This window comes from uncultured Psychroserpens sp. (genome assembly GCF_947503375.1).
Lineage (GTDB): Bacteria > Bacteroidota > Bacteroidia > Flavobacteriales > Flavobacteriaceae > Psychroserpens.
This window is the reverse complement of sequence record NZ_CANNDQ010000007.1, coordinates 23,986-46,885: the sequence shown is the minus strand read 5'-3', so window position 1 is coordinate 46,885 and position 22,900 is coordinate 23,986. Positions and strand designations below refer to the sequence as shown.

Below are 22,900 nucleotides of genomic sequence, written 5' to 3'. Positions count from 1 at the left end.
CATCAAGACCTTCTTCGACAAAAGCTTAGATATTTCATATTTTCGTTAGAACATTAAATTGAATTAAATGCAAAAAACATACTACGATCCAGCAGATCTAAGAAAATTTGGAAAAATCACTGAATGGAGTGAAGAACTTGGTAATAAATTTTTTGAATACTACGGAAAAGTTTTTGAAGAAGGTGCACTAACTGCGCGAGAGAAATCATTGATTGCTTTAGCTGTTGCTCATACCGAACAGTGTCCTTATTGTATTGATGCGTATACAAAAGACAGTTTACAACGCGGTGTCACAAAAGAAGAAATGATGGAAGCCATTCATGTTGGAGCAGCCATTAAAAGTGGTGCTACTTTAGTGCATGGTGTTCAGATGATGAACAAAGTGAATAAATTAGACGGTTAATAATAGATGACAAAATTAAAGACCCAATCGCTACATAAAAAAGGAAGTGATTTAGCCAATAGTAATCGACAATTAGAAATTTTATCTAACGGTGTTTTTCAAAACGGTGAACTCCCTACCTTTAAGAACAAAATAGCGGAAACTAATCAGTTTCCGCTTAAAGCTAAAACATTAGAGATTCTACAGATTAATGTTGGTTACATGTGTAATCAAGTATGCGATCACTGCCATGTAGATGCAGGTCCAGACCGAAAAGAAATCATGACACGAGAAACCATGAGGCAATGTCTTGAGGTGATCAAAAATTCTGGAGCACACACACTTGACCTAACAGGAGGAGCTCCAGAGATGAATCCAGATTTTAGATGGTTTGTTGAAGAAGCAGCTAAAGTAGGTATCAAAGACTTTATTGTACGTTCTAATTTGACTATTATTCGTGCTAATAAAAAATATTATGACTTACCAGAATTCTTTAAAAAACACAATGTTCATGTAGTCAGTTCTATGCCTCATTGGACAAGAGGAAAAACAGATAAACAACGTGGTGATGGTGTTTTTGACAAATCTATCAAAGCTTTGCAAGAACTTAACGCAGTAGGTTATGGGATGCCAGATGGTGACTTGAAACTAGACTTGGTATATAATCCTTCTGGTGCCTTTTTACCTGGAGACCAAATGGCTATGGAAAAAGATTTCAAAAAAGCATTAATGGAAGATTTCAATATTCAGTTTAACAATTTATTTGCCATTACAAACTTACCCATATCACGATTTTTAGATTATTTGATTGCTTCAGAAAACTATGAAGATTATATGTATCAATTAGTAGATGCTTACAATCCTGAAGCTGTTAAAAATGTAATGTGTACCAATACATTATCTGTAAGTTGGGACGGTTATATGTATGATTGTGATTTTAATCAAATGCTTCAACTTCCTATTAACAGTAAAATAAAACACATTTCAGAATATAATGAAGGGCTTTTAGAAGGGCGGAATATTGTTATTTCACAACATTGCTATGGATGTACTGCTGGCGCAGGAAGTAGTTGTCAAGGTGTTGTTGCTTAATCTATGAATAGTAAAACTGCCATATTGATCTTTGCAAATTCTGCACATTTTGAAGCGAAACAAAAACCGTTTCGATATTCAGAAACCTTATTTGAGTCACTGAATACTCAAACACTTAAAATTGTAGAGCAAACTGGCTTACCTTATTTTCATTATTCAGAAAAGAACCAAATTGGCACAACATTTGGCAGACGTTTCACCAATGCCATACAATCTATTTACGATAAAGGTTTTGAAACTATTATTACAATTGGTAATGACACTCCACACTTAAAAACTGAACATATAAACAAGGCTGAAAAACAACTTGAGTTAAACGATATTGTTTTAGGCCCTTCTAATGATGGTGGTTTCTATCTTATGGGACTCAAAAAATCGTGTTTTGATATGTCTTCTTTTTTAGAATTGCCTTGGCAAACGTCTCGATTAAATAGTTGCATCAATAGACTACTAACAATTCAAAACATAAAATTTTCATATTTGGAAGTCCTTTCAGATATTGACACTTTTTCTGATGTAAAATTTATAATTAACAGTTTTAAAGGTCTGTCAAGATCCATCAAACAATTTTTACTCGTATTCCTATCAATAAAAAAAGAGATTATAAAACCACTACTTTTAATTATTGAAATCAAAATTCAAACGAAACTCTTCAACAAAGGATCACCTTTTAAGTTAGCTTAATACGCATACTATTTACTGTCTCCTATTTCAAAAAAAGACATTAACTAATTTCTAATACACTTAGGGTTTTTGACCCAATTTAAAATACATATACAATGAGTTACCTAAATGCTACAAACGATTTATATAAAGAAGCTGCCTTAACACCAGATGTTGGATTATGTTGCACCACCAATCCTATATGGGAATTACCAGGTTTGAAAATCCCTAGAATAATGCAAGAAATGAATTATGGTTGTGGCAGCACAGTTAATGCAAGAGATTTAACGAATAACCCGAAAATATTATACGTTGGTGTTGGTGGTGGAATGGAGCTACTTCAGTTTTCATACTTCAATCGTCAAAAAGGAGGTGTAGTTGGTATTGATGTTGTTGATGAAATGCTTGAAGCCTCTCGCAAGAATTTCATAGTAGCCGAAGCAGAAAATGATTGGTTTAAGAGTGAATTTGTAGACCTTAAAAAAGGGAACGCGCTTAACCTACCTGTTGAAGACAACTCTATAGATGTTGCTGCGCAAAACTGTCTGTTTAATATTTTCAAATCAGATGATTTAAAGAAAGCCATCGAAGAAATGTATCGTGTATTAAAACCTCATGGGAGACTCGTAATGAGCGATCCAACATGCGAGCAACCCATGAATGACACTTTGCGTAACGATGATAGATTACGTGCACTATGTTTGAGTGGTAGTCTCCCAATAGCAGAGTATGTAAAAGCCTTGACTGATGTTGGTTTTGGCACTATAGAGATTAGAGCTCGTAAACCTTACAGAATATTAAACCCAGAAGACTATCCAACCAATGAACTTATCTATATTGAGTCTATTGAAGTTGCTGCAATTAAAGATCCAATGCCAGAAGATGGACCATGTGTATTTACAGGTAAAGCAGCCATCTATTTTGGTAGAGACGATTATTTTGATGACAAAAAAGGGCACGTACTTTTAAAGAATCAACCTCTAGCTGTTTGTGATAAAACAGCCAATGCTTTAGCCAATCTAGACAGAGAGGATATTTTTATTAGCGAATCAACTTACCACTATGATGGTGGTGGATGCTGTTAAAAATAACACGTATTTATTAAAAATTACTCTCTTTTTATAAAAAAACAAATATATACGTAGTACTGTTTTTTTGTACAGATTGTTTTTAGAAGTGAAACAACAGAAAAACTCAAGGTGGAGAATGCAATTTGGAGCATCATTTAAATTTTAATTTTTTTATAACTAAAAGCTGGTAAAATGAAAAAAATACTACTTTTTATAATAGCACTTGTTACATTTCAACTTCAAGCTCAAGAAAATATTGATGAGCTACTTAATGAATATAATCAAAATAACATCCCTTATATTTCAGTTAAAGAATTAGCCAAGACAAAAACGAAACCTATTATTTTAGATGCTAGAGAGCCACAAGAATATCAAGTAAGCCATTTAAAAGATGCCATTTGTGTTGGCTATGATAGTTTTGAATTAGACGCTATTGAACAACAAATTCCTAATAAGGATGATACTATTGTTGTATACTGTTCTTTAGGAATTAGATCTGAAGTTATTGCAGACAAATTGAAAAAAGCAGGTTATACGAATGTGACCAATTTATATGGCGGCATTTTTGAATGGAAAAATAAAAACTACTCCGTTTACAATTCAAAAGAGCAAGAGACCGATAGCGTTCATACATTTTCTAAAGAATGGAGTAAATGGCTTAAAAGAGGTCAAAAAGTATATCCTAAAGATTCTATAACTAATGACTAAAAATGCTTTAATTATTTTTACTAGAAATCCAGAATTAGGAAAATGCAAAACACGACTAGCTAAAGTTTTAGGCAACCAAGCTGCTCTAGATATCTATAATTATTTATTACAACACACTACCAATATTACCAAGAAAGTAAATGTTGAACGTTATGTGTTTTATTCTGAAACCATAAACAATCACGATATTTGGGATAACGATTACTTTCAAAAAAAACTACAAAAAGGATCAGGTTTAGGGGCACGAATGTATAATGCGTTTAAAATGCTTTTTGATTCTGGTTACCAAAACATAATCATTATTGGTAGTGATTTGTTAGATTTGAATGAAGAATTGATAGAAAATGCATTCTTGAAGCTACAAACTAACGATGCTGTTATTGGTCCAGCAAAAGATGGTGGTTATTATCTTTTAGGATTAAAACAACCTAATTCATCTGTTTTTCAAATTGAAAATTGGGGTACAGAAACTGTTTATGAGCAAACCCTTTCAAAATTAGAAGGTAAAAGTGTGTATGTTCTAAAACCACTCAACGACATAGATCATGTTGAAGACCTAAAACCATATAAGGTTTTTGAAAACTACTTCAAGCATAATTAATTTACCATCATTAAAATCTAAAGTATATTTGATAGAAATAAAAAATCAAAAAAGACAACAAGCACTCCATACATGAAAAAATACATTGAAGAAACAGCCAATTATTTAACCTCGAAAGGTTTTGAAACACCAGAAATTGGAATCATCTTAGGCACAGGATTAGGACAACTTACTAATGAAATTGAAATACTGCAAGAAGTGAGTTACAACCATATTCCAAATTTTCCAACTGCTACTGTAGAATTTCATAAAGGCAAATTAATTTACGGAAAGTTAGCTGGTAAAAAAGTGATTGTTATGCAAGGGCGATTTCACGTTTACGAAGGTTATTCATTACAAGATGTTACCTACCCTGTCCGTGTCATGAAACAGTTAGGCATTAACACGTTATTGGTCTCAAACGCTTCAGGTGCTATTAATCTAGGTTTTAAAAAAGGAGAATTGATGCTTATTGAAGACCACATCAACCTCCAGGGCAGTTCTCCACTAGCCTTTAAAGGCGTTGAGACATTAGGCGAACGTTTTGTAGACATGAGTGCTCCTTACAATGTAGAGATTAATTCAAAATTCAAAACAATAGCTAAAACCAATAACATCACATTACATGGAGGTGTTTATGCTAGTGTTGTTGGACCTCAATTAGAAACTAGAGCTGAGTACAGAATGCTAAAAACCATAGGCGCTGATGCGGTTGGTATGAGTACCGTACCAGAAGTTATTGTTGCCAATCATCTAAAGTTAAAAGTTGCAGCAATTTCTGTATTGACTGATGAATGTGATCCTGATCATTTAGAACCTGTAGATATTGCAGATATTATTGCAAACGCTTCTAAAGCAGAACCAAATATGATTACACTTTTTAAAGCACTCATTGAAACTCTTTAAACGTGGAAGACTATATAGAGATCATAAAAAACTCCTATTCTGGGTACTGGAATTACCTCAAACAAGAGCTCTTATTTCAGAACCAATGGAATAATTATTTTTATGGTCTTATTATTATTTCGATTGTTGTTTGGGGTTTAGAAATTATATTTCCTTGGCGAAAAAATCAAGCATTATTCAGAAAAGATTTTTGGCTAGATACATTTTATATGTTCTTTAACTTTTTTCTGCTGAATCTGATCGTGCTTATGGCTCTTTCTAACACAGCTGCTGCTTTTTTTGATGATATTCTAGGCGTTATTGGCTTATCTATCTCAAACTTTCAATTGTTTGATATTGATGAAATGCCAAAGTGGGTAGGCCTTTTGATTTTCTTTCTGGTTAGTGATTTTGTACAATGGAATACCCATCGCTTGCTACATCGAATTCCGTTTTTGTGGAATTTCCATAAGGTACATCACAGCGTAAAAGAAATGGGATTTGCAGCACATTTACGTTACCATTGGATGGAACCTGTAGTATATAAATCGTTACTTTACATTCCAATTGCTATCATTGGCGGTTTTGATGCTCAAGATGTAGCCATCGTATACTTTTTCGCTATTGCTGTTGGTCATCTCAATCATGCCAATCTAGGTTGGGATTATGGTATTTTAAAATATATATTCAATAATCCAAAAATGCACATCTGGCACCATGCAAAAGAACTGCCACAACATGTTAGGTTTGGCGTTAACTACGGACTAACATTAAGTCTTTGGGATTATCTATTCAAAACAAACTATGTGCCTTACGATGGCACATATATTGAACTAGGTTTTGAAGATGATGAAAAATTCCCAAAAGATTTTATAAGTCAGGAGTTATATCCTCTAAACAAAAAATAAATGAAAATCGTCCAAACCCTTATCTTTATCTTCACAATACTATTTTTGACATTTTCTTGTAGTAGTCATAAAGAAGCTGTTCAAGTATCTGCTAAAAATGATACTCAAAAAATTGTCTCTCAACCACAAGTTCCTGAACCTCCAGAACCTCCAATAGTTTCGAACCCTAATCATGAACCAGAATTAGTTGTTGAAGAAGCCATTAGTCATGAAACTCAAGATGAAGAGATAACAATTAAAATTGACTCAACATTCAATCACAATCTATTCGATAGCGTATTAAAAACATACGTCTCTTCCAAAGGTAATGTTGATTACAAGAGCTTAAAAAATAATCCTGAAAATTTGAGAGTCTATATCAAATCGTTAGGAACACATCTACCAAATGAACTGTGGTCTAAAAATGATAAACTTGCATTTTGGATCAATGCTTATAATGCAATGACTATAGATCTTATCATTAGAAATTATCCTGTAAAAAGTATCAAAGACATAAAAGACCCCTGGGATCAGCGTTTATGGAAGCTTGGCTCTAAATGGTATAATTTAAATGAAATAGAACACCAGATCTTGCGTAAAATGAATGAACCACGTATTCATTTTGCTATTGTTTGTGCTTCATTTTCGTGTCCAAAACTTGAAAACACAGCCTACAATGGTTCTGAGTTAGAAACACAACTTAATACGGTTACAAAATCATTTTTATCTGATGGTACAAAAAATAACATCTCTCAAAATACACTTGAGCTTTCGAAAATATTTAAGTGGTTTGCTAAAGATTTCAAAGAAAATGGAAGTCTTATTGATTTTTTAAATAGCTATACTGATGTAGAGATCTCTGATTCTGCTAAAAAAAGTTATAAAGATTATAATTGGGATTTGAATGAAAACTAGGTTTCACTGTTTCTCGTATATGACTATATGATTAGTATTATAATTCCTGTTTTAAATGAAGCTCAAATTATAGAGCAGTTAATTCAACATCTTGTTGATTCTTCTTCAACTATAACTGTCTCAGAAATAATTATCGTTGATGGTGGAAGTACAGATAAAACCAGAACTATTGTTGAGCATTTCATTGATAAAAACACGTCTAATAAGAAGCCTAATGTAATCTTCATCGTTTCTGAAAAAGGACGTGCCAAACAGATGAATACAGGCACAAAATATGCCACAGGTACTATATACTATTTTTTACACGCAGATTCTTTTCCTCCAAAGCATTTTGATAAATTTATTATTGAAGCGGTAAAAAAAGGACACAAAGCTGGTTGTTTTAGAATGCAATTTGACAGTAACCATTGGTGGTTACGATTAGCTAGTTGGCTTACACAATTTAGTTGGCGAGCATGTAGAGGTGGTGACCAAAGTCAATTTATAACTAAAACCCTCTTTGAAGATATAGGTGGTTACGATGAGCGTTATGTAATTTACGAAGACAATATTCTAATCAACGAACTCTATGCTAGAAATGAATATTTAGTTATTAATAAAAAAATACATACCTCAGCTAGACTTTACAAAAAACACGGTATTTGGAAACTACAATATCACTTTTGGACCATTTATATAAAAAGGTGGTTTGGTGCCACAGCAGATGAGCTACTTGCATATTATAAAAAACATATTTGCTGATTATCTTTTATTTCTACCTAGCTCGTTAGGATATAGATCTAGAAGCACATCACTCTGAAATATAGCTTTCGTTTCAATATCTATAGCAGACAATTTACCTGTAAAAGCGGCACCTGTATCTACATTCCATACGTTTATGGCATTCATTGGCTCTTCGTTATTATAACGAATAGTAGGTGTATGACCGATGTATATTTCGTAGTATTGTTTTAATCTATTAGGATACAAAGCAGGGGTTTTCTGTATTCGTTTATCCAAGGTTAAGGCCATTTCCCATAATGTACGATCAAAATAACAGTTAGTTTTATTTTTCTCATAATCTACACCACGTATTGAAGTAAATCCAGCATGAATGAACAAACGGTTGTAGTCATCAATGTGATACAGTGGCATATCCTCGAAGAAATATAAATGTTGCTTTTTTTTATCTTCAGAAAAGCCTTCGTAACTATCTATCGTTTCCTTTCCGCCATGAGCTAACCAAACCGGTTCACCTTGTCTAGTACGTAGCCAATCTTCACACCATACATCGTGATTTCCTTTAATGAATACACATTCGTTGGTTTCTGATAATTCTATTAAATACTGAATCACTTGAGCAGATTCACTCCAACCATCAACATAATCTCCTAAAAAAATAAGCTGATCTTCTTTAGATAATTGCAGTCGTTCTAAAAGCTGCTGTAGTGCTTTTAAACCACCATGAATATCTCCTATTACAAAAACGCTCATAAATTCACTTTTTCATACAAAACTAAAAAACTAGTTAGATATAGTTTAATTGTAGACGGTTAACTTAATCTTAAAAATACTGTCCAATTCCAAACACTAATCCTTGAGTAGAATTGTCTGTGACTCCAAAACCATAGTCGATTCTAAAGATGGCGTTAAAGATTTTTTTATGTATAAAGCGTAAACCAAGGCCAGGATATACGCGCAGATTTTGAGTATCACCAAAATCACCAAAATCACCTCCAGGATTTCGCCAACTACCAGCATCTAAAAAAGCATTCCCTTGAAGAGAAAACCATCCTTTTTCGTACAGTGTATGTCTATACTCGGTATTGAGTACAATAGCTGCCGTACCTCTGTCTATAGTATTACCAACGCCACGAATATTTAGATTATTATCAACAGCAAATGGTGCAAATGGTGTATCGTTATTTGTAGCTAAACCTAAACGCAATCGGTTTGCCCAATTTCCCCTTTTACCTAAACGCTTAAAAAACTGAAAGTCATTCCAACCAATCAAAAAATCTGGAAGCTGAGCTTCATTTCTAGAAGTTACATATTGAAAATTCAAAATACTTCTAAATCCCTCGACATATTGATAGTCATAATTCAAGTTATTGTATTCATAAATGAGTTTATATAATAGCTTATGAACTCGAAGTTCTTGAGGTACATTTGGGTTTGTTGCGCCAAACTTGTACTCATAATCTTCAGTAAAATAATTGAGTCCTAATTCAAAACGATTGGTAAAATTAAGTTGAAATAACCCTAAAACTTCAAACGACTCATTATTATATTTATAATCTGCAGTGGTATTATCAAAAAACACTGGTTCTTGGGTGGTAAGATCTTGATAGTTTACTGCTAGACCAAATCGTCTAGAAAATAAAAATGGTGCTCTAAAGTTCAAAGCATAAGAATCGTATATATCCTTTTGATAGAAACCTCCAAACGTTATGTTTTGACCAAAGAGATTAAACTCGTAGAGTCCTAAACGATACGCAAATTCATCATCATTAGTAGTATAGACATTTGCTGAAGGTATTATGGTAAAATTCTCTTCAATATTATAAAATACATTATAGGTGTTTTCTCCTGCAGGAAACACTTGATAATAGGCATGTGCTATGGATGGCAAACGTTTAAGCAGCTTAATATCAGCTTCAATCATAGAAGAGTCTAATACTACACCTGTTCTAGTTTTAGAAATTTTTTTTACGAATGAAGATTTGAGTTTCTTATTTCCTTGGATCTTTAAATCGGCTACTTTATACTCTTGGGCATTTGAAATATAAGCAACTAGAAAAAATAAAATGACTAAGTATTTCATGTGATGATTATTAGTTTCTTTTGTCGTTTACATCACATATCCTTACGGTAAATTATGAGTATTTTAATCTGATTTATAAAATGTTTTGATGATCGCTTCTACAGGTTTATTTTGAGGTGTGAACTGATTATTATTTTTGCCTCCGCTTTCTTTATACTTATGAAACCATTTCCAAATAAAACCACCTGCAAACCAAGTTTCGTCCCAAAATTCTTCAAACAAAGCTTGAGTAGCATTGGTTTGACCTTCAAAGTTCAACGATGTAATTGTATGATCACTTTCCCAAGGTTCTTTCCCTGTGTAATCCATACTTCTATAACCATATTCAGTAAATAGAATAGGTTTATTGAATCTTTCAGAAATGGATTTGATAATCGTTTTATGCTTTTGCCATCCTGTTTTACAATCTTCAACCGATGGTGTTTTATTATCACTCACTGGGAAGTAAGCATCAACTCCTATATAATCTAAATCAGCCCAAAAAGGCGTATGCTTAAACTCATCCCAATTGGCTGCATAGGTGAGTTTTCCTTTGTAAACAGCTTTAATTTTTTTAATGAGGTTGGCCCAATACTTTGGACGTGCTTTCACAAAATTCTCTAGTTCAGTACCAATACATAATAGTTCTGCTTTGGTTTCCTGAGCTAAATTGGCATATTCTAATATAAACTCAGAATAAGAGTCTTCTAAGGTTCTCCAGTCCTCTTCATTGGTCATTTTTATATAACCTGTAAACGCTCCTCCCCAAACCCAAATTTGAGGTTTAACCATTATTTTTATGTTCTTCTTTCTGAGCTCACTAATATACTGCTTAGCTCCTGCTCTAGTTTCTCCAAACCATTGTCCACTAGTATTATGTACTATTTTTGGATTATTTAATTTTCTTATGAAACCAAAAGGCATTATTGCTGCGTAATTGGCTCCAATATTTACTACAGGCCTGGTATGGGTTTCGTTAATAACGTCTGATGAAGCTACAAAGCTCAACCCATTAATTTTTTCATTTTGAGCGGCACATGAGGTGATAAAAATGCATAAAAAAAGAAGTCTAAAACTGATCATGAGATTTAATTTAGACTCCTAATTTAATACTAAAGGCTAGAATAATGCTCTTAAGCCTATGTTAAATGTTTGTCCGAGACCTGTGTTATTTCCTCTAACAAAATTGGTATATAAGGTTTCAATATTCAAAACTTTAGTCAATTGATATTTTGCACCACCTCCTACGGCTGTAAAATCTTGCTCGAAATCATTTCCAGTATCAATACGTTGTTGATGTTGTACCAAGGCTAAAATTGTAAATTTCTGACTCGGGAAATAGCTTAAAAACACTCCAGGCGTCAATAATAAACTATTATTAGCAAAGCTTCCTTCTACAGTATCAAAATTGGCGTCTTGCTCAGCTTTTTTACCAAAATTGTATTCCGTATTTAATTCTGTAAAGATCTGCCAATCACCACTTGGAAATGTATAATCATAAAAGAAACGATTTTGAAAAATAAAGCCTTTTTGATCTAAAAAGACACTGTCTTCTGTTTCTTGATCTATTAATGGGATATGAAATGCGGTTTGAATGGTAAAATTACTTACATTCTTTAATGGATTAAATTTAATAGCTGGAGCAAAAGAGGTAAATCCAGATCGAGCCGTACCACGTTCACCATCAAATGAAAATACATCTAAAGCATTTCTATCGCTTACAACATTTGAGCGAAACTCTACTAGTAAACCAACATTAAACCTATTGCTATTTGAAATACCAGTGAATACGTCTATCGTAGATGTAAAAAAGGTTTGTCTCGGTTCTTTACCATCAGAGAAAGTACTCTCAGTTTGTGTGTATAGATTATTGAACCATTTTATGTCCCACTGTCCTTTTTCTAATAATTTTGACGGTGTATACTCTTGAATAACACTTTTTTGCTCTTCTGTATCATCTTGTGAAAAGCCAAATAATGTGAAGCATAGCATTGTAGTTAATGCGATTATCTTTTTCATTTTAGTTGTATTTGATAGTTATTGTTTATTTAAATTCCAGTTATAAGCATAGTAAGATACTTTGACCTTTGTAGAGATCTTTTCATCTCTGAATTGGTTGATGTATGCTATTTCTGTTCCATTTTTTGTAAAATCTTCTTTATACCATTTAAAAATTTCAGAAAGCTCTACTTTATTTTTCTTTACTTTAATAAAGCCTGGATTATTAAGTGCTATCTCTGTCTGCTTCTGTAATTGACGTTCTAAGGTCTTAGGTAGATAAGCCTTATTGATAAGTGGCGGGCAGCCAATAGCGCCACATACAAGTACAAAATGAAAACGTGCATCTTCAAACTGAGCTCTTAGTTTCTTATTTTCAATATCATTTAATGTTATCAACTCTCCAGCAATTTTATGTTGGGTTTTATCAAAGAAGCCTGTTTTATCTAAAGGTGATTTAATTGGATAGTTCTCAATTATTCCTTTTATAACAAAAATATTATATGCATTGATCCAAAAAGCTTGATAGGTCTTGTCATCATTTTCTGATACAGAAATGGATGCTGCCATATTTACCAATTGATTTAACGCTTTTGGATCTTTACTGATATTCACATAAGCTACTTTCCCGTTTGAAACATTTGCTTTAAAGAAAGCATCAGCAGCTTTAAAAAATGAAGATGTCTCTTGAGAAAAACTAAAACTTAAGCTTGCAAAAAGTAATAGAACAGATAGTTTATATTTCATAATTAAATGTCTTAAATTGAAAAATTCACTATCGCTAAGTCGTTTAAAAACATGATACTTACAAGGAGTTTGAAAAAAATTCAGTGTCTCATTTTTTTTAAAACCCTTACAAAGAATACTTAATTTAAAACAGATATAAATTAGAATGCTCAATTAAGTTCTTATCTTTAGTTTCGACAGAGTCGTCATAACAACCAAAAAATTATGGAGCACATCGTTATCATTGGAAACGGAATCTCTGGTGTCACACTAGCAAGACATATAAGAAAGCTTTCTGATAAAAAAATCACAATCGTATCTGCCGAAACAGAGTATTTCTTTTCAAGAACAGCACTCATGTATATTTATATGGGACACATGAAATTTGAACATACACAACCTTATGAACATGGATTCTGGAAAAAGAACAGAATCGAGCTTAAAAAAGGCTATGTTGAACGTATTGACACAGATAATAAGGCTTTAGAATTTACCGATGGTAAAACTTTGAATTATGACAAATTAATCATAGCAACAGGTAGTAAACCGAACAAATTTGGATGGCCAGGTCAAGATCTAGATGGTGTAATGGGAATGTATCATAAACAAGATTTAGAAAACTTAGAAATACATGCACCAAACAACCAAGTCTGTAAACGTGCAGTAATTGTTGGTGGTGGACTTATTGGAATTGAATTAGCTGAAATGTTAAACTCTAGAAATATACCTGTAACATTTTTAGTTCGTGAGTCTAGTTTTTGGAATGGTGTTTTGCCTGAAGGCGAAAGCGAAATGATAAACCGTCATATAAAAAATCACCATATCGATTTACGTTTGTCTACCAACTTAAAAGAAATCAAAAGTGATGAGAATGGTAAGGTTAAGTCTGTAATCATTGAAGAAACAGGTGAAGAGATAGCTTGTAATGTAGTGGGTTTGACTGCTGGTGTATCACCAAATATTGATTTTGTTAAATCATCAAATATTGAAACTGGTCGTGGTGTAAAAGTAAATCGTTATCTGGAAACCAATATTCCTGATGTCTATGCAATTGGTGATTGTGCCGAACAGCATGAAGCCATTGGAAACCGCAGACCTATTGAAGCAGTTTGGTATACTGGCAGAATGATGGGTGAAACCTTAGCACAGACTATTTGTGGCAATCGCATTCAATACAAACCAGGACATTGGTTCAATTCGGCTAAATTTCTTGATATAGAATATCAAACCTATGGCTGGGTATTTAGTGAACGTAACAAACAAGACTATGAACGCCATTTTCATTGGATACATGAAGATGACACCAAATGCATCACTATAGCGTATCATAAAGAGACTAATGCGTTCTTGGGCATCAATACTTTTGGAATACGTATGCGACACGAAACTTTTGATAAATGGCTCACAGAAAAACGGGATGTTGATTATGTTATGAATCATCTTTCTGAAGCTAATTTTGACCCAGAGTTTTACACCCATTTTGAAGAAGGTATTTTAAGCGCATATCATAAACAACTACAAACCGCATAATAATGAGTAACAAATTAAACCCAAGCATGTCTCTAGCAAAACCAGACGCTCAAGACCTATCAAAAAAACAAAAACTAGCTGTTGGATTAGGTGTAGTAGGACTGTTTATTTTAGTGTTAGCACTTTTCAATATTAAATTACCTAAAGCATCTATCATGCTTACTCTTTCTTTAGTAATGATAAGTATTGGCACTGTAATTTATGCTAACGATGCTTACTTGACTAAATTAAAGGGAATCAGAAACGATGGCGTATGGTTTAAGTCAATTTCATCTCGAGGCACATTAGGCTGGTTAACTGGAATTATATTAACCTCTTTTTATGTGGTATTGTATTTCTATGAAGGCTTACTTGGTGCTAGTACTAATGGTGAAGCAAATACAGGTTTGATTGCTTTATTTGATCCATTAAGCAAACTCTTAAGCGGTAGGCCTGCAAGCCAATGGTTTGTTTATGGCACACTATACACCATAGCTATCTTAGCCTTTGGTTATAAGTTTATTCTTAAATACAGACACAATCGCTATGAACAGATTAGAACCATTTCTGTAATGTTCTTTCAATTAGCTTTTGCTTTTTTAATTCCAGAGTTCATGTATGTTATGAATTCTGATCTACCTTATTATGATCTTAAAAATGTATGGCCACTTAACTATTACAATTTTGAGCAATATCGTATTAATGCATTCATTAATGGTGGAACTATTGGTATGGCTATGCTCATTTTTGGTATCTTGTCTATCTTTGTCATCACACCAATTCTAACCTTTAAATATGGTAAACGCTGGTATTGTTCTTGGGTTTGCGGCTGTGGCGGATTAGCAGAAACTGCTGGAGATGCATTCAGACAATTAAGTGATAAAAGTCAAAAAGCATGGCGAGTTGAGCGCTGGGTAATACACAGTGTCTTAGTATTTGTTGTTTTAATGACTACTGCTGTGATATACACTTATTTAGGTTACGATCCAAACAAGTATTGGCTAACTAGAGCGGTCTTTTTATATGCTGTAGCTGGATTCTTGACCTTAGTCTTCGTTCTAACAATGATCTTCAAACGTAATGAGCTAGGTAAAGATGCAAAATATGGCGCAATTGGCTACTTTGTAATTATAATTGCGCTTATTGGCATACATCTATTCAGTTCAGAAACAAAACTCTTCTTATTTAAAGCAGAAACATTAAGATCTACATATGGCTTTTTGATTGGTGCTATTTTTTCTGGTGTTATTGGTACTGGGTTCTATCCTATTTTTGGAAACAGAGTATGGTGTAGATTTGGTTGCCCTATGGCAGCTATATTAGGCTTTCAACAGCGTATGTTCTCTCGTTTTAGAATCACGACAAATGGAGGTCAATGCATTTCGTGCGGTAACTGTTCTACATACTGCGAAATGGGAATTGATGTTCGCGCTTATGCCCAAAAAGGAGAAAACATTGTGCGTTCAAGTTGTGTAGGTTGTGGTATTTGTTCTGCTGTTTGCCCTAGAGGTGTTTTAAAGTTAGAGAATGATACGATGAAAGGTCGAATCAACCCAACAGAAATTTTATTAGGAAATGACGTTGATCTAATGGATTTAGTGAACCAGAAATAATTTCAAAAATGAAATACAGCTTCTTAATCATTACAGTGCTTTTAAGCGTTAGTATTCATGCGCAGAAAACATATCAACGTACTTATTTTGAAAGTGGCTCTCTAGCTTCTGAAGGCTGGATTAATAATACTCAAAAAGTAAGGTACTGGAAATTCTATCATAAAAATGGCAATCTCAAAAGTGAAGGTCATTATAAAGAAGGTAAGAAAATAAAATATTGGCGAATATATAGAGCAGATGGCACTAAGGAAAGTGAAGGTCACTATCTCAATGACAAAAAAATAAAATGGTGGTTATTTTATGATTCACAAGAAAAAATAAATCACAAATGTCAGTTAAAAAACAATCAAAAAAACGGATATTGCCTCATGTATAAAAATGAGAAATTAATATCTGCGGTTAAATATGTTGAAGGAAAGAAGATTAAAGAATGGACAGATTTTCGTTCATTTAGAAAAGAAAATAGTTTAAGAGACCTCCAATGACACATATAAAAGTCATCATTCCTGCTTACAATGAAGGAGCTTCCATAGCACATGTTATAAAAGATATTCCAGAAATTGTTGATGAAATAATTGTTGTTAGTAATAATTCAAACGATGATACTGAAATTAATGCCAAAAATGCTGGTGCTACAGTACTTTTAGAATCTAGAAAAGGATATGGTTACGCTTGTTTAAAAGGAATGGATTATGTGTCTAAACAGCAAAACAAACCTGATATTATTGTATTTTTAGATGGTGATTACAGTGATTATCCTGAAGATTTGAATAAAATTGTATCTCCAATTATAAATGAGAATCTTGATTTTGTGGTTGGCGCAAGAGTAAAAACATTAAGAGAAAAAGGATCAATGACCTTCCCTCAAATTTTTGGAAATTGGTTGGCAACAACATTAATGAAAATGATCTTTAATGCTAAATTCACAGACCTTGGGCCTTTTAGAGCAATTAAATATGACACGCTTTTACTGCTACAAATGGAGGATAAAACTTATGGTTGGACAGTTGAAATGCAATTAAAAGTCTTGCGGCAAAAATTAAATTATACAGAAGTCCCTGTAAATTACAGGAATAGAATAGGTGTCTCAAAAGTTTCAGGTACGTTAAAAGGTGCTATATTTGCAGGCGTAAAAATCTTAGGTTGGATTTTTAAATACAGTTTTAAAAAATGATTCTTGAAACTATCATAATCGTTATTTACACAATAGCTATATTGCTCATTTTCATGTATGCGCTAGCACAGCTCAACTTACTTTATAACTACTTATCATCTAAAAAAGTAAATGACCCTTGTGAAACTTTCGATTTATCTAAGCCAAACGAAGTTCCATTTGTCACCATACAACTACCTGTATTCAATGAAATGTATGTTATGGAGCGGTTGCTTAATAACATTGCATTGATCGATTACCCGAAAGACAAGTTAGAAATTCAAGTTCTAGATGACTCTACAGACGAAACCGTTATATCTACACGACAACAAATAGAAAAGCTACAAACTAATGGTTTAGATATTAAGCACATTACGAGAACAGATAGAACTGGATTCAAAGCTGGTGCTTTAAAAGAAGGGCTGAAAATAGCAAAAGGGGAATATATCGCTATTTTTGATGCCGATTTTCTCCCGAAAAAGAATTGGCTAAAACGCACAATACCTTATTTTAAAGACCATCGTATTGGTGTAGTACAAACACGTTGGGGACACATTAATAGAAATTATTCCATTTTAACCAAAATACAAGCATTTGCTCTCGATGCGCATTTCACCTTAGAACAAGTAGGAAGAAACAGTAAAGGACATTTTATTAACTTCAATGGTACTGCTGGCATTTGGAGAAAAGAGTGTATTATTGATGCTGGAAATTGGGAAGGAGATACTTTAACTGAAGATTTAGATTTAAGTTATAGAGCACAACTCAAAAACTGGAAATTCAAATATCTTGAAGATGTAGAGACTCCAGCTGAGTTACCAGTAGTAATAAGTGCAGCGCGATCACAGCAATTTAGGTGGAATAAAGGTGGTGCAGAAAACTTTAGAAAAATGCTTTGGCGCGTTATAAAATCTAAAAATATCTCAACAAAAACTAAGGTACACGGTTTATTACATTTACTGAATAGCACTATGTTCTTGAATGTATTCATAGTTGCTGTTTTGAGTATCCCAATGCTATATATCAAAAACGAATACGCACATTTACGTTTTTACTTTTACTTTATGAGCTTTTTCGTAATGAGTACTGTTATTTTCTTTATTTGTTATTGGTTTATGTATAAACAAATTTATGGTAGTGGTTTTAAGAAATTTTTTGGTTACATCGCTATGTTCTTTACGTTTTTCTCGATAGCAATGGGCTTTTCACTTCATAACTCAATAGCTGTATTAGAAGGACATGTAGGAAAGCGCAGTGAGTTTGTTCGTACACCAAAATTCAACATTAGTACCTTGCGTGATTCATGGAAAGGTAACAAATACCTTAGAAAGAAGTTATCACCTCATGTGATTATTGAAGGCCTTTTGATGCTCTACTTTGGGTTTGGTCTTTACAGCGCATTTATTGTTGGTGATCAAGGAGGTGATTTTGGATTATTCCCATTCCATTTAATGTTATTTATAGGGTTTGGTTATGTATTTTTTAAATCGCTTTCATCTAAGATGTAATGCAGTTTTGGAAGCTTAATAAAGTTCCTTTACTGCTCACATTTGTTAGCTTGTTCCTCTATTGGTGCTTCGCTTATGATTTAATTAGAACCGATTACATAAAGCTTGTTAGCTTATATAGTTTGCTTTGGTTGGTATTTGTTATACTTCTAAAATTCACCAAAAACAACATCAGGTTCTTAACCGTAATAGCGTTTTTAAGTCGTGCAATCTTTATTTTGGCAATTCCAAATCTATCTCAAGACTTTTATCGTTTTATTTGGGATGGTCGCATGATTCTAGAAGGATTCAATCCATATTTATATACGCCTGAGTCTTTCATACAATCTGGTGATTTACCTGTGAAACAAGCCGAAGCCTTATATGCTGGGATGGGTGAGCTCAATGGGAGTCATTTTACAAACTATCCTCCAGTAAATCAATTGTGCTTTATAATCGCAAATTTATTTTCTAAGCACAGTATTTTAGGCACAGTAATTGGTTTAAGACTCATCATTATTTTAGCCGATCTAGGAATTTTTTTCTACGGAAAGCGATTATTAAAACAATTGAATATTCCTGTTAAGAATATCTTTTGGTATCTTCTAAATCCATTTATTATTATAGAGCTTACGGGTAATCTTCATTTTGAAGGTGTAATGATCTTCTTTCTTATATGGAGTTTGTATTTATTACACTTAGGCAAATGGAAATGGGCAGCAATTGTATTTGCTTTATCAGTTTCAGTAAAACTTATACCGCTTTTGTTTCTACCATTGGTGTTTTGGTTTTTCATTAAAAAAAGCGAAACCACAAGAAAGGGAATCATGTGTCTCATTGGGTTTTACAGCATTATTGGTATTTCGACACTTATTCTCTTTGCTCCTTTCTTCTCTCTGGATTTTGTAAACAATTACTCAAAAACTGTAGGTCTTTGGTTTCAGAATTTCGAATTCAATGCGAGTATTTACTATCTCTTTCGTGAAATTGGATATTGGTTTAGAGGTTATAATGAAATTAAAATCATAGGTAAAATTTTACCCTTGATTGTTTTTTTGTTTGTTGTAGCAATAGCTCTTTGTAAAAAGAACTTCAATATTCGAGTACTTATCTCAAATATGTTATTGGTTTTTACCATCTACCTTTTTTTAAGTACCACTATACATCCCTGGTATTTAGCTACATTAGTAATACTATGTGTGTATACAAACTACAGATACCCAATAGTATGGAGCTTTATGATAATATTGAGCTATTTGGCATACCTCAATATTAACAAAGCCGATAAATCTGAAAACTTATGGATAATTTCCATAGAATACATTATGGTCTATGCCTTTTTTGTATGGGAAGTTTTTATAAAAAAGGAAAAACCAACAAAAATTAGTTAGTCTTTCCTTTTTACTTGACTTTAATTAGAGCTATTATTGAAGTCTTACTTTGATTAGATAAGTTTTAAAATAAACATATCTACAACTTCAACTAGAATTAGAATAATGATAATCCATTCCAGTTTACTACTTTCTTTATGATCCATAATATCTTTAAAAAGCTCTAAATTCTCTTTGATAATATTAATCCGATCATGAATAAAACGATAACGATCTTTTAGGTCAAAGGTTTGTTTTAAGTCTAAGTTAAGTTTATTCAAGGTTTCATCTTCCCAAACAATGTCTGGTGCATCAAATATATAAAGGTTTTCAGAAATCTTATTTTTGATATTTAAAGTTTTGCCAATAAAACGTTTCAATTTGGGTCCCGAAATGTCTAACTTACCTTTTGCTTCTAAATATTTAGTATGTTCATTGGTCTCAATAAGTAAGGCCTCAGTAATTTCTGAATAACGTGTTAGTGCAACAGACTGAGACGCATTTAGCATCACTAAACGAATCATCTCTGCATTTATTTCTGGTAAAATAATTTTATCGAATTCAACCTTAAGAGAATCTTCAATACTTACATTAATTTCTTCTGAAAGCTTTTCTGCAATGTAGGCATTACAAAATGATTTAATCTCAACTAACACCTGATTGATTTCAGCTGAAGTTAAATTGAAGAAGCTTACCATTCCATATTGGAATAAGTATACAAATTTATCAGCATTGTATTCATAGAACAACTCATCGCTATCTTGAAATAAAAGTTTCCAATCCAATTGTTGCCTTGCTTTTTTGATATTAATAGCATTAGCAACCTGATAAGCAATAACTTTAAACATCAGTCATCGTCATCAGACAATTCGTCTGAACTCATATTGGGATCTTGAACTGCTTCAGGATCATCATTATCAAAATCTTCATAGTCCTCTTCATCATAATTTTCCATGGTTACCGCTAGTTTAGTACTAACCTTTACCAAATATTTAGTATCTGTAGTAGTAACCTCTACAGCCTCAATAATTTCATTATTAGCATTTTTAAATGAGATGATTTGATCATCGTCATAGCCGTCGGGATATTTATCTACTAACAAGGCTAAAATTTCTGGTGTTAATTTTTTAAAATCAACAATTACGCGCTTAAGATTGTCTTTTTTGTTCATAATTAAAGGTCTAATAGGTAGGCAAAAATAAGAGGTGCTACTATAGTTGCATCACTTTCTATTATAAATTTTGGTGTGTTAATATCTAATTTCCCCCAAGTGATTTTTTCATTCGGCACTGCTCCTGAATAAGAACCATAGCTTGTTGTTGAATCACTTATCTGGCAAAAATAACTCCAAAAAGGAGTATCTCTACGCTCCATATCTTGATAGAGCATTGGCACTACACAAATTGGGAAATCTCCAGCAATACCACCTCCAATTTGAAAAAAACCAATCCCTTCAGTAGAATTTTCAGTATACCAATCGGCTAAAAAGGTCATGTACTCAATTCCAGATTTCATAGTACTCGCTTTTAATTCGCCTTTAAGCACATAGCTGGCAAATATATTTCCCATTGTGCTATCTTCCCAACCAGGACATACAATTGGTAAGTTTTTTTCGGCAGCCGCATACATCCAGGAATCTTTCAAATCAATTTCGTAATGCGCTTCTAAAGCACCAGACAATAACAATTTGTACATGTATTCATGAGGCAAATAACGCTCACCTCTAGCTTCAGCATCTTTCCAAATCTTAACAATATGTTCTTGTATACGTCTGAAGGCCTCTTCTTCTGGGATACAAGTATCTGTTACACGATTTAAGCCTTGTTCTAACAAACTCCATTCATCTCTAGCTGTCAAATCACGATAATTTGGGATACGTTTATAATGTGAATGCGCAACAAGATTCATAATATCTTCTTCTAAGTTAGCTCCAGTACAAGATACAATATGCACTTTATCTTGACGAATCATTTCGGCAAAAATCTTTCCCAATTCAGCAGTACTCATTGCGCCAGCTAAAGATACCAACATTTTTGAACCAGATTTTAATTGATCTTCGTATGCTATTGCTGCATCAACCAATGTAGCAGCATTGAAATGCAAATAGTATTTTTTTACAAACTGTGATATTGGTCCTTTAGTTGTCATCGTCATCACTAAATTTAGAAAATTTATTAATACCTATTTTAGATTCATTAAAATTATTATCAAATTCATCATCGACCTCATCATTTAAAAATTTATAGGTCAGCATTTTATAATATAGTTTTGCTGCTAGAAAATCTGATGATTTTTCCTTTGGATTAGGGCACAGTTCAACAATATCAAATCCAATAATATTTTTTTCTTCAAAAACCTGACGCAAAAAATCTAGTGTTTCATACCAAAGTAATCCGCCAGGCTCAGGTGTTCCTGTAGATGGCATAATTGAAGGGTCAAAAACATCTAAATCTACAGTAACATAGACATTTTCAGTCATTTGATCTATAGCAGAATCTATCCAGCTATCATCGTCGGTCATTTCATGAGCAAAATACGTTTTATCCTCATCCATTACAGTAGTTTCAATAACATCCATGCTGCGAATACCCACTTGAATTAAATTGGTGGTCTGACTAGCTTCATATAAAGCACAAGCGTGATTACATTTGCTTCCTTGATACGATTCACGCAAATCGGCGTGCGCATCTAATTGCAATACAGTTATATTATCAAAGCATTCATTAAACGCTCTAATAGTTCCTATTGAAATAGAGTGTTCTCCACCGAAAGCAGTTACGAACTTATTTTTTTTGATATACCCTTTTACAGTTTTATGAACCGCTTCAACCATAGCTTCTGGCGAGCTACTTTCTGTTATAGCATTTGCTAAATAAACCCCTTGTCTATAAACTTCTGTTTTTGTTTCTATATCATATAACTCCATGTTTTCTGACGCATTAAGAAATGCATCTGGACCTTTATCTGCACCTTTTTGCCACGTGCTTGTACCATCATAAGACACTGGAATTAGTACAATTTTAGAACTATCTAATTTAGAAAATTGTTCTTCTATTCCTGCGTAAGTTTTTTTGTTCATT

25 protein-coding genes are annotated in these 22,900 nt (G+C 33.0%); 16 read left to right on the top strand and 9 right to left on the bottom strand.

Annotation, left to right across the window (positions count from 1 at the left end; genetic code table 11):
* Window positions 1-67: 67 nt before the first annotated feature.
* From Q0876_RS12505 to Q0876_RS12460, 10 genes are all read left to right on the top strand, one after another.
* Window positions 68-403, top strand: a complete 336-nt coding sequence (locus Q0876_RS12505) for an arsenosugar biosynthesis-associated peroxidase-like protein (protein ID WP_299228384.1) — start codon at window positions 68-70, stop codon at window positions 401-403.
* A 6-nt stretch (window positions 404-409) separates the two neighbouring features.
* Complete coding sequence (gene arsS, locus Q0876_RS12500; protein WP_299228382.1) at window positions 410-1,474, top strand: arsenosugar biosynthesis radical SAM (seleno)protein ArsS; 1,065 nt, start codon at window positions 410-412, stop codon at window positions 1,472-1,474.
* Between the two features lie 3 nt (window positions 1,475-1,477).
* Entirely contained in the window at window positions 1,478-2,158 is a 681-nt protein-coding gene (locus Q0876_RS12495; RefSeq protein ID WP_299228380.1) for a DUF2064 domain-containing protein, read from the top strand.
* A gap of 95 nt (window positions 2,159-2,253) precedes the next feature.
* Window positions 2,254-3,222: an arsenosugar biosynthesis arsenite methyltransferase ArsM gene (gene arsM, locus Q0876_RS12490; RefSeq protein ID WP_299228378.1), complete on the top strand. Its 969-nt coding sequence runs from the start codon at window positions 2,254-2,256 to the stop codon at window positions 3,220-3,222.
* A 177-nt stretch (window positions 3,223-3,399) separates the two neighbouring features.
* Window positions 3,400-3,915, top strand: coding sequence for a rhodanese-like domain-containing protein (locus Q0876_RS12485; protein WP_299228376.1), 516 nt, complete (start codon window positions 3,400-3,402; stop codon window positions 3,913-3,915).
* A complete protein-coding gene (locus tag Q0876_RS12480) occupies window positions 3,908-4,516 on the top strand; it encodes a TIGR04282 family arsenosugar biosynthesis glycosyltransferase (protein WP_299228374.1) in 609 nt (202 codons plus the stop codon). The genes Q0876_RS12485 and Q0876_RS12480 overlap by 8 nt, the downstream gene beginning before the upstream one ends.
* 72 nt (window positions 4,517-4,588) lie before the next feature.
* Window positions 4,589-5,401, top strand: a complete 813-nt coding sequence (locus tag Q0876_RS12475) for a purine-nucleoside phosphorylase (protein WP_299228372.1) — start codon at window positions 4,589-4,591, stop codon at window positions 5,399-5,401.
* Between the two features lie 2 nt (window positions 5,402-5,403).
* Entirely contained in the window at window positions 5,404-6,288 is an 885-nt protein-coding gene (locus tag Q0876_RS12470) for a sterol desaturase family protein (protein WP_299228370.1), read from the top strand.
* On the top strand, window positions 6,289-7,182 hold the full coding sequence (locus Q0876_RS12465; protein WP_299228368.1) for a DUF547 domain-containing protein: 894 nt from the start codon (window positions 6,289-6,291) through the stop codon (window positions 7,180-7,182). It abuts the gene before it with no gap.
* A 27-nt stretch (window positions 7,183-7,209) separates the two neighbouring features.
* The gene (locus Q0876_RS12460) at window positions 7,210-7,923 is read left to right on the top strand and encodes a TIGR04283 family arsenosugar biosynthesis glycosyltransferase (protein ID WP_299228366.1); all 714 of its coding nucleotides are present in this window, start codon (window positions 7,210-7,212) and stop codon (window positions 7,921-7,923) included.
* Here Q0876_RS12460 and Q0876_RS12455 read toward each other — a convergent pair whose 3' ends face one another.
* From Q0876_RS12455 to Q0876_RS12435, 5 genes are all read right to left on the bottom strand, one after another.
* A complete protein-coding gene (locus tag Q0876_RS12455) occupies window positions 7,924-8,655 on the bottom strand; it encodes a metallophosphoesterase (RefSeq protein ID WP_299228364.1) in 732 nt (243 codons plus the stop codon).
* Between the two features lie 70 nt (window positions 8,656-8,725).
* Window positions 8,726-9,985 (bottom strand): POTRA domain-containing protein, encoded by a 1,260-nt coding sequence (locus Q0876_RS12450; protein WP_299228362.1) that lies wholly within the window; start codon window positions 9,983-9,985, stop codon window positions 8,726-8,728.
* 63 nt (window positions 9,986-10,048) lie between these two features.
* Entirely contained in the window at window positions 10,049-11,047 is a 999-nt protein-coding gene (locus Q0876_RS12445; RefSeq protein WP_299228360.1) for a glycoside hydrolase TIM-barrel-like domain-containing protein, read from the bottom strand.
* A 36-nt stretch (window positions 11,048-11,083) separates the two neighbouring features.
* Window positions 11,084-11,983, bottom strand: a complete 900-nt coding sequence (locus tag Q0876_RS12440; RefSeq protein ID WP_299228359.1) for a hypothetical protein — start codon at window positions 11,981-11,983, stop codon at window positions 11,084-11,086.
* 18 nt (window positions 11,984-12,001) lie between these two features.
* The gene (locus tag Q0876_RS12435; protein WP_299228357.1) at window positions 12,002-12,709 is read right to left on the bottom strand and encodes a DUF547 domain-containing protein; all 708 of its coding nucleotides are present in this window, start codon (window positions 12,707-12,709) and stop codon (window positions 12,002-12,004) included.
* Between the two features lie 204 nt (window positions 12,710-12,913).
* Between Q0876_RS12435 and Q0876_RS12430 the strand changes: the two genes are divergently transcribed.
* Genes Q0876_RS12430 through Q0876_RS12405 form a run of 6 tightly spaced genes read left to right on the top strand, consistent with a single transcriptional unit; the run spans window position 12,914 to window position 19,841 of the window.
* Window positions 12,914-14,218 carry an FAD/NAD(P)-binding oxidoreductase gene (locus Q0876_RS12430; protein WP_299228355.1) on the top strand — a complete coding sequence of 435 codons (1,305 nt, stop codon included), beginning with the start codon at window positions 12,914-12,916 and terminating at the stop codon, window positions 14,216-14,218.
* 2 nt (window positions 14,219-14,220) lie between these two features.
* Entirely contained in the window at window positions 14,221-15,810 is a 1,590-nt protein-coding gene (locus Q0876_RS12425) for a 4Fe-4S dicluster domain-containing protein (RefSeq protein WP_299228353.1), read from the top strand.
* An 8-nt stretch (window positions 15,811-15,818) separates the two neighbouring features.
* A complete protein-coding gene (locus Q0876_RS12420; protein ID WP_299228351.1) occupies window positions 15,819-16,295 on the top strand; it encodes a hypothetical protein in 477 nt (158 codons plus the stop codon).
* Window positions 16,292-16,984, top strand: a complete 693-nt coding sequence (locus Q0876_RS12415; RefSeq protein ID WP_299228349.1) for a glycosyltransferase family 2 protein — start codon at window positions 16,292-16,294, stop codon at window positions 16,982-16,984. The genes Q0876_RS12420 and Q0876_RS12415 overlap by 4 nt, the downstream gene beginning before the upstream one ends.
* A complete protein-coding gene (locus Q0876_RS12410) occupies window positions 16,981-18,471 on the top strand; it encodes a cellulose synthase family protein (protein WP_299228347.1) in 1,491 nt (496 codons plus the stop codon). The genes Q0876_RS12415 and Q0876_RS12410 overlap by 4 nt, the downstream gene beginning before the upstream one ends.
* On the top strand, window positions 18,471-19,841 hold the full coding sequence (locus Q0876_RS12405; protein ID WP_299228345.1) for a mannosyltransferase: 1,371 nt from the start codon (window positions 18,471-18,473) through the stop codon (window positions 19,839-19,841). The genes Q0876_RS12410 and Q0876_RS12405 overlap by 1 nt, the downstream gene beginning before the upstream one ends.
* Before the next feature lie 53 nt (window positions 19,842-19,894).
* Here Q0876_RS12405 and Q0876_RS12400 read toward each other — a convergent pair whose 3' ends face one another.
* The 4 genes from Q0876_RS12400 to speB are packed head-to-tail and all read right to left on the bottom strand — an operon-like array spanning window position 19,895 to window position 22,899.
* Window positions 19,895-20,668 carry an RMD1 family protein gene (locus Q0876_RS12400; RefSeq protein WP_299228343.1) on the bottom strand — a complete coding sequence of 258 codons (774 nt, stop codon included), beginning with the start codon at window positions 20,666-20,668 and terminating at the stop codon, window positions 19,895-19,897.
* Window positions 20,668-20,991 (bottom strand): hypothetical protein, encoded by a 324-nt coding sequence (locus Q0876_RS12395; protein WP_299228341.1) that lies wholly within the window; start codon window positions 20,989-20,991, stop codon window positions 20,668-20,670. The genes Q0876_RS12400 and Q0876_RS12395 overlap by 1 nt, the downstream gene beginning before the upstream one ends.
* A gap of 2 nt (window positions 20,992-20,993) precedes the next feature.
* A complete protein-coding gene (locus Q0876_RS12390; RefSeq protein ID WP_299228339.1) occupies window positions 20,994-21,968 on the bottom strand; it encodes a deoxyhypusine synthase family protein in 975 nt (324 codons plus the stop codon).
* Entirely contained in the window at window positions 21,958-22,899 is a 942-nt protein-coding gene (gene speB, locus Q0876_RS12385; RefSeq protein ID WP_299228337.1) for an agmatinase, read from the bottom strand. The genes Q0876_RS12390 and speB overlap by 11 nt, the downstream gene beginning before the upstream one ends.
* Between the last annotated feature and the right edge of the window lies 1 nt (window position 22,900).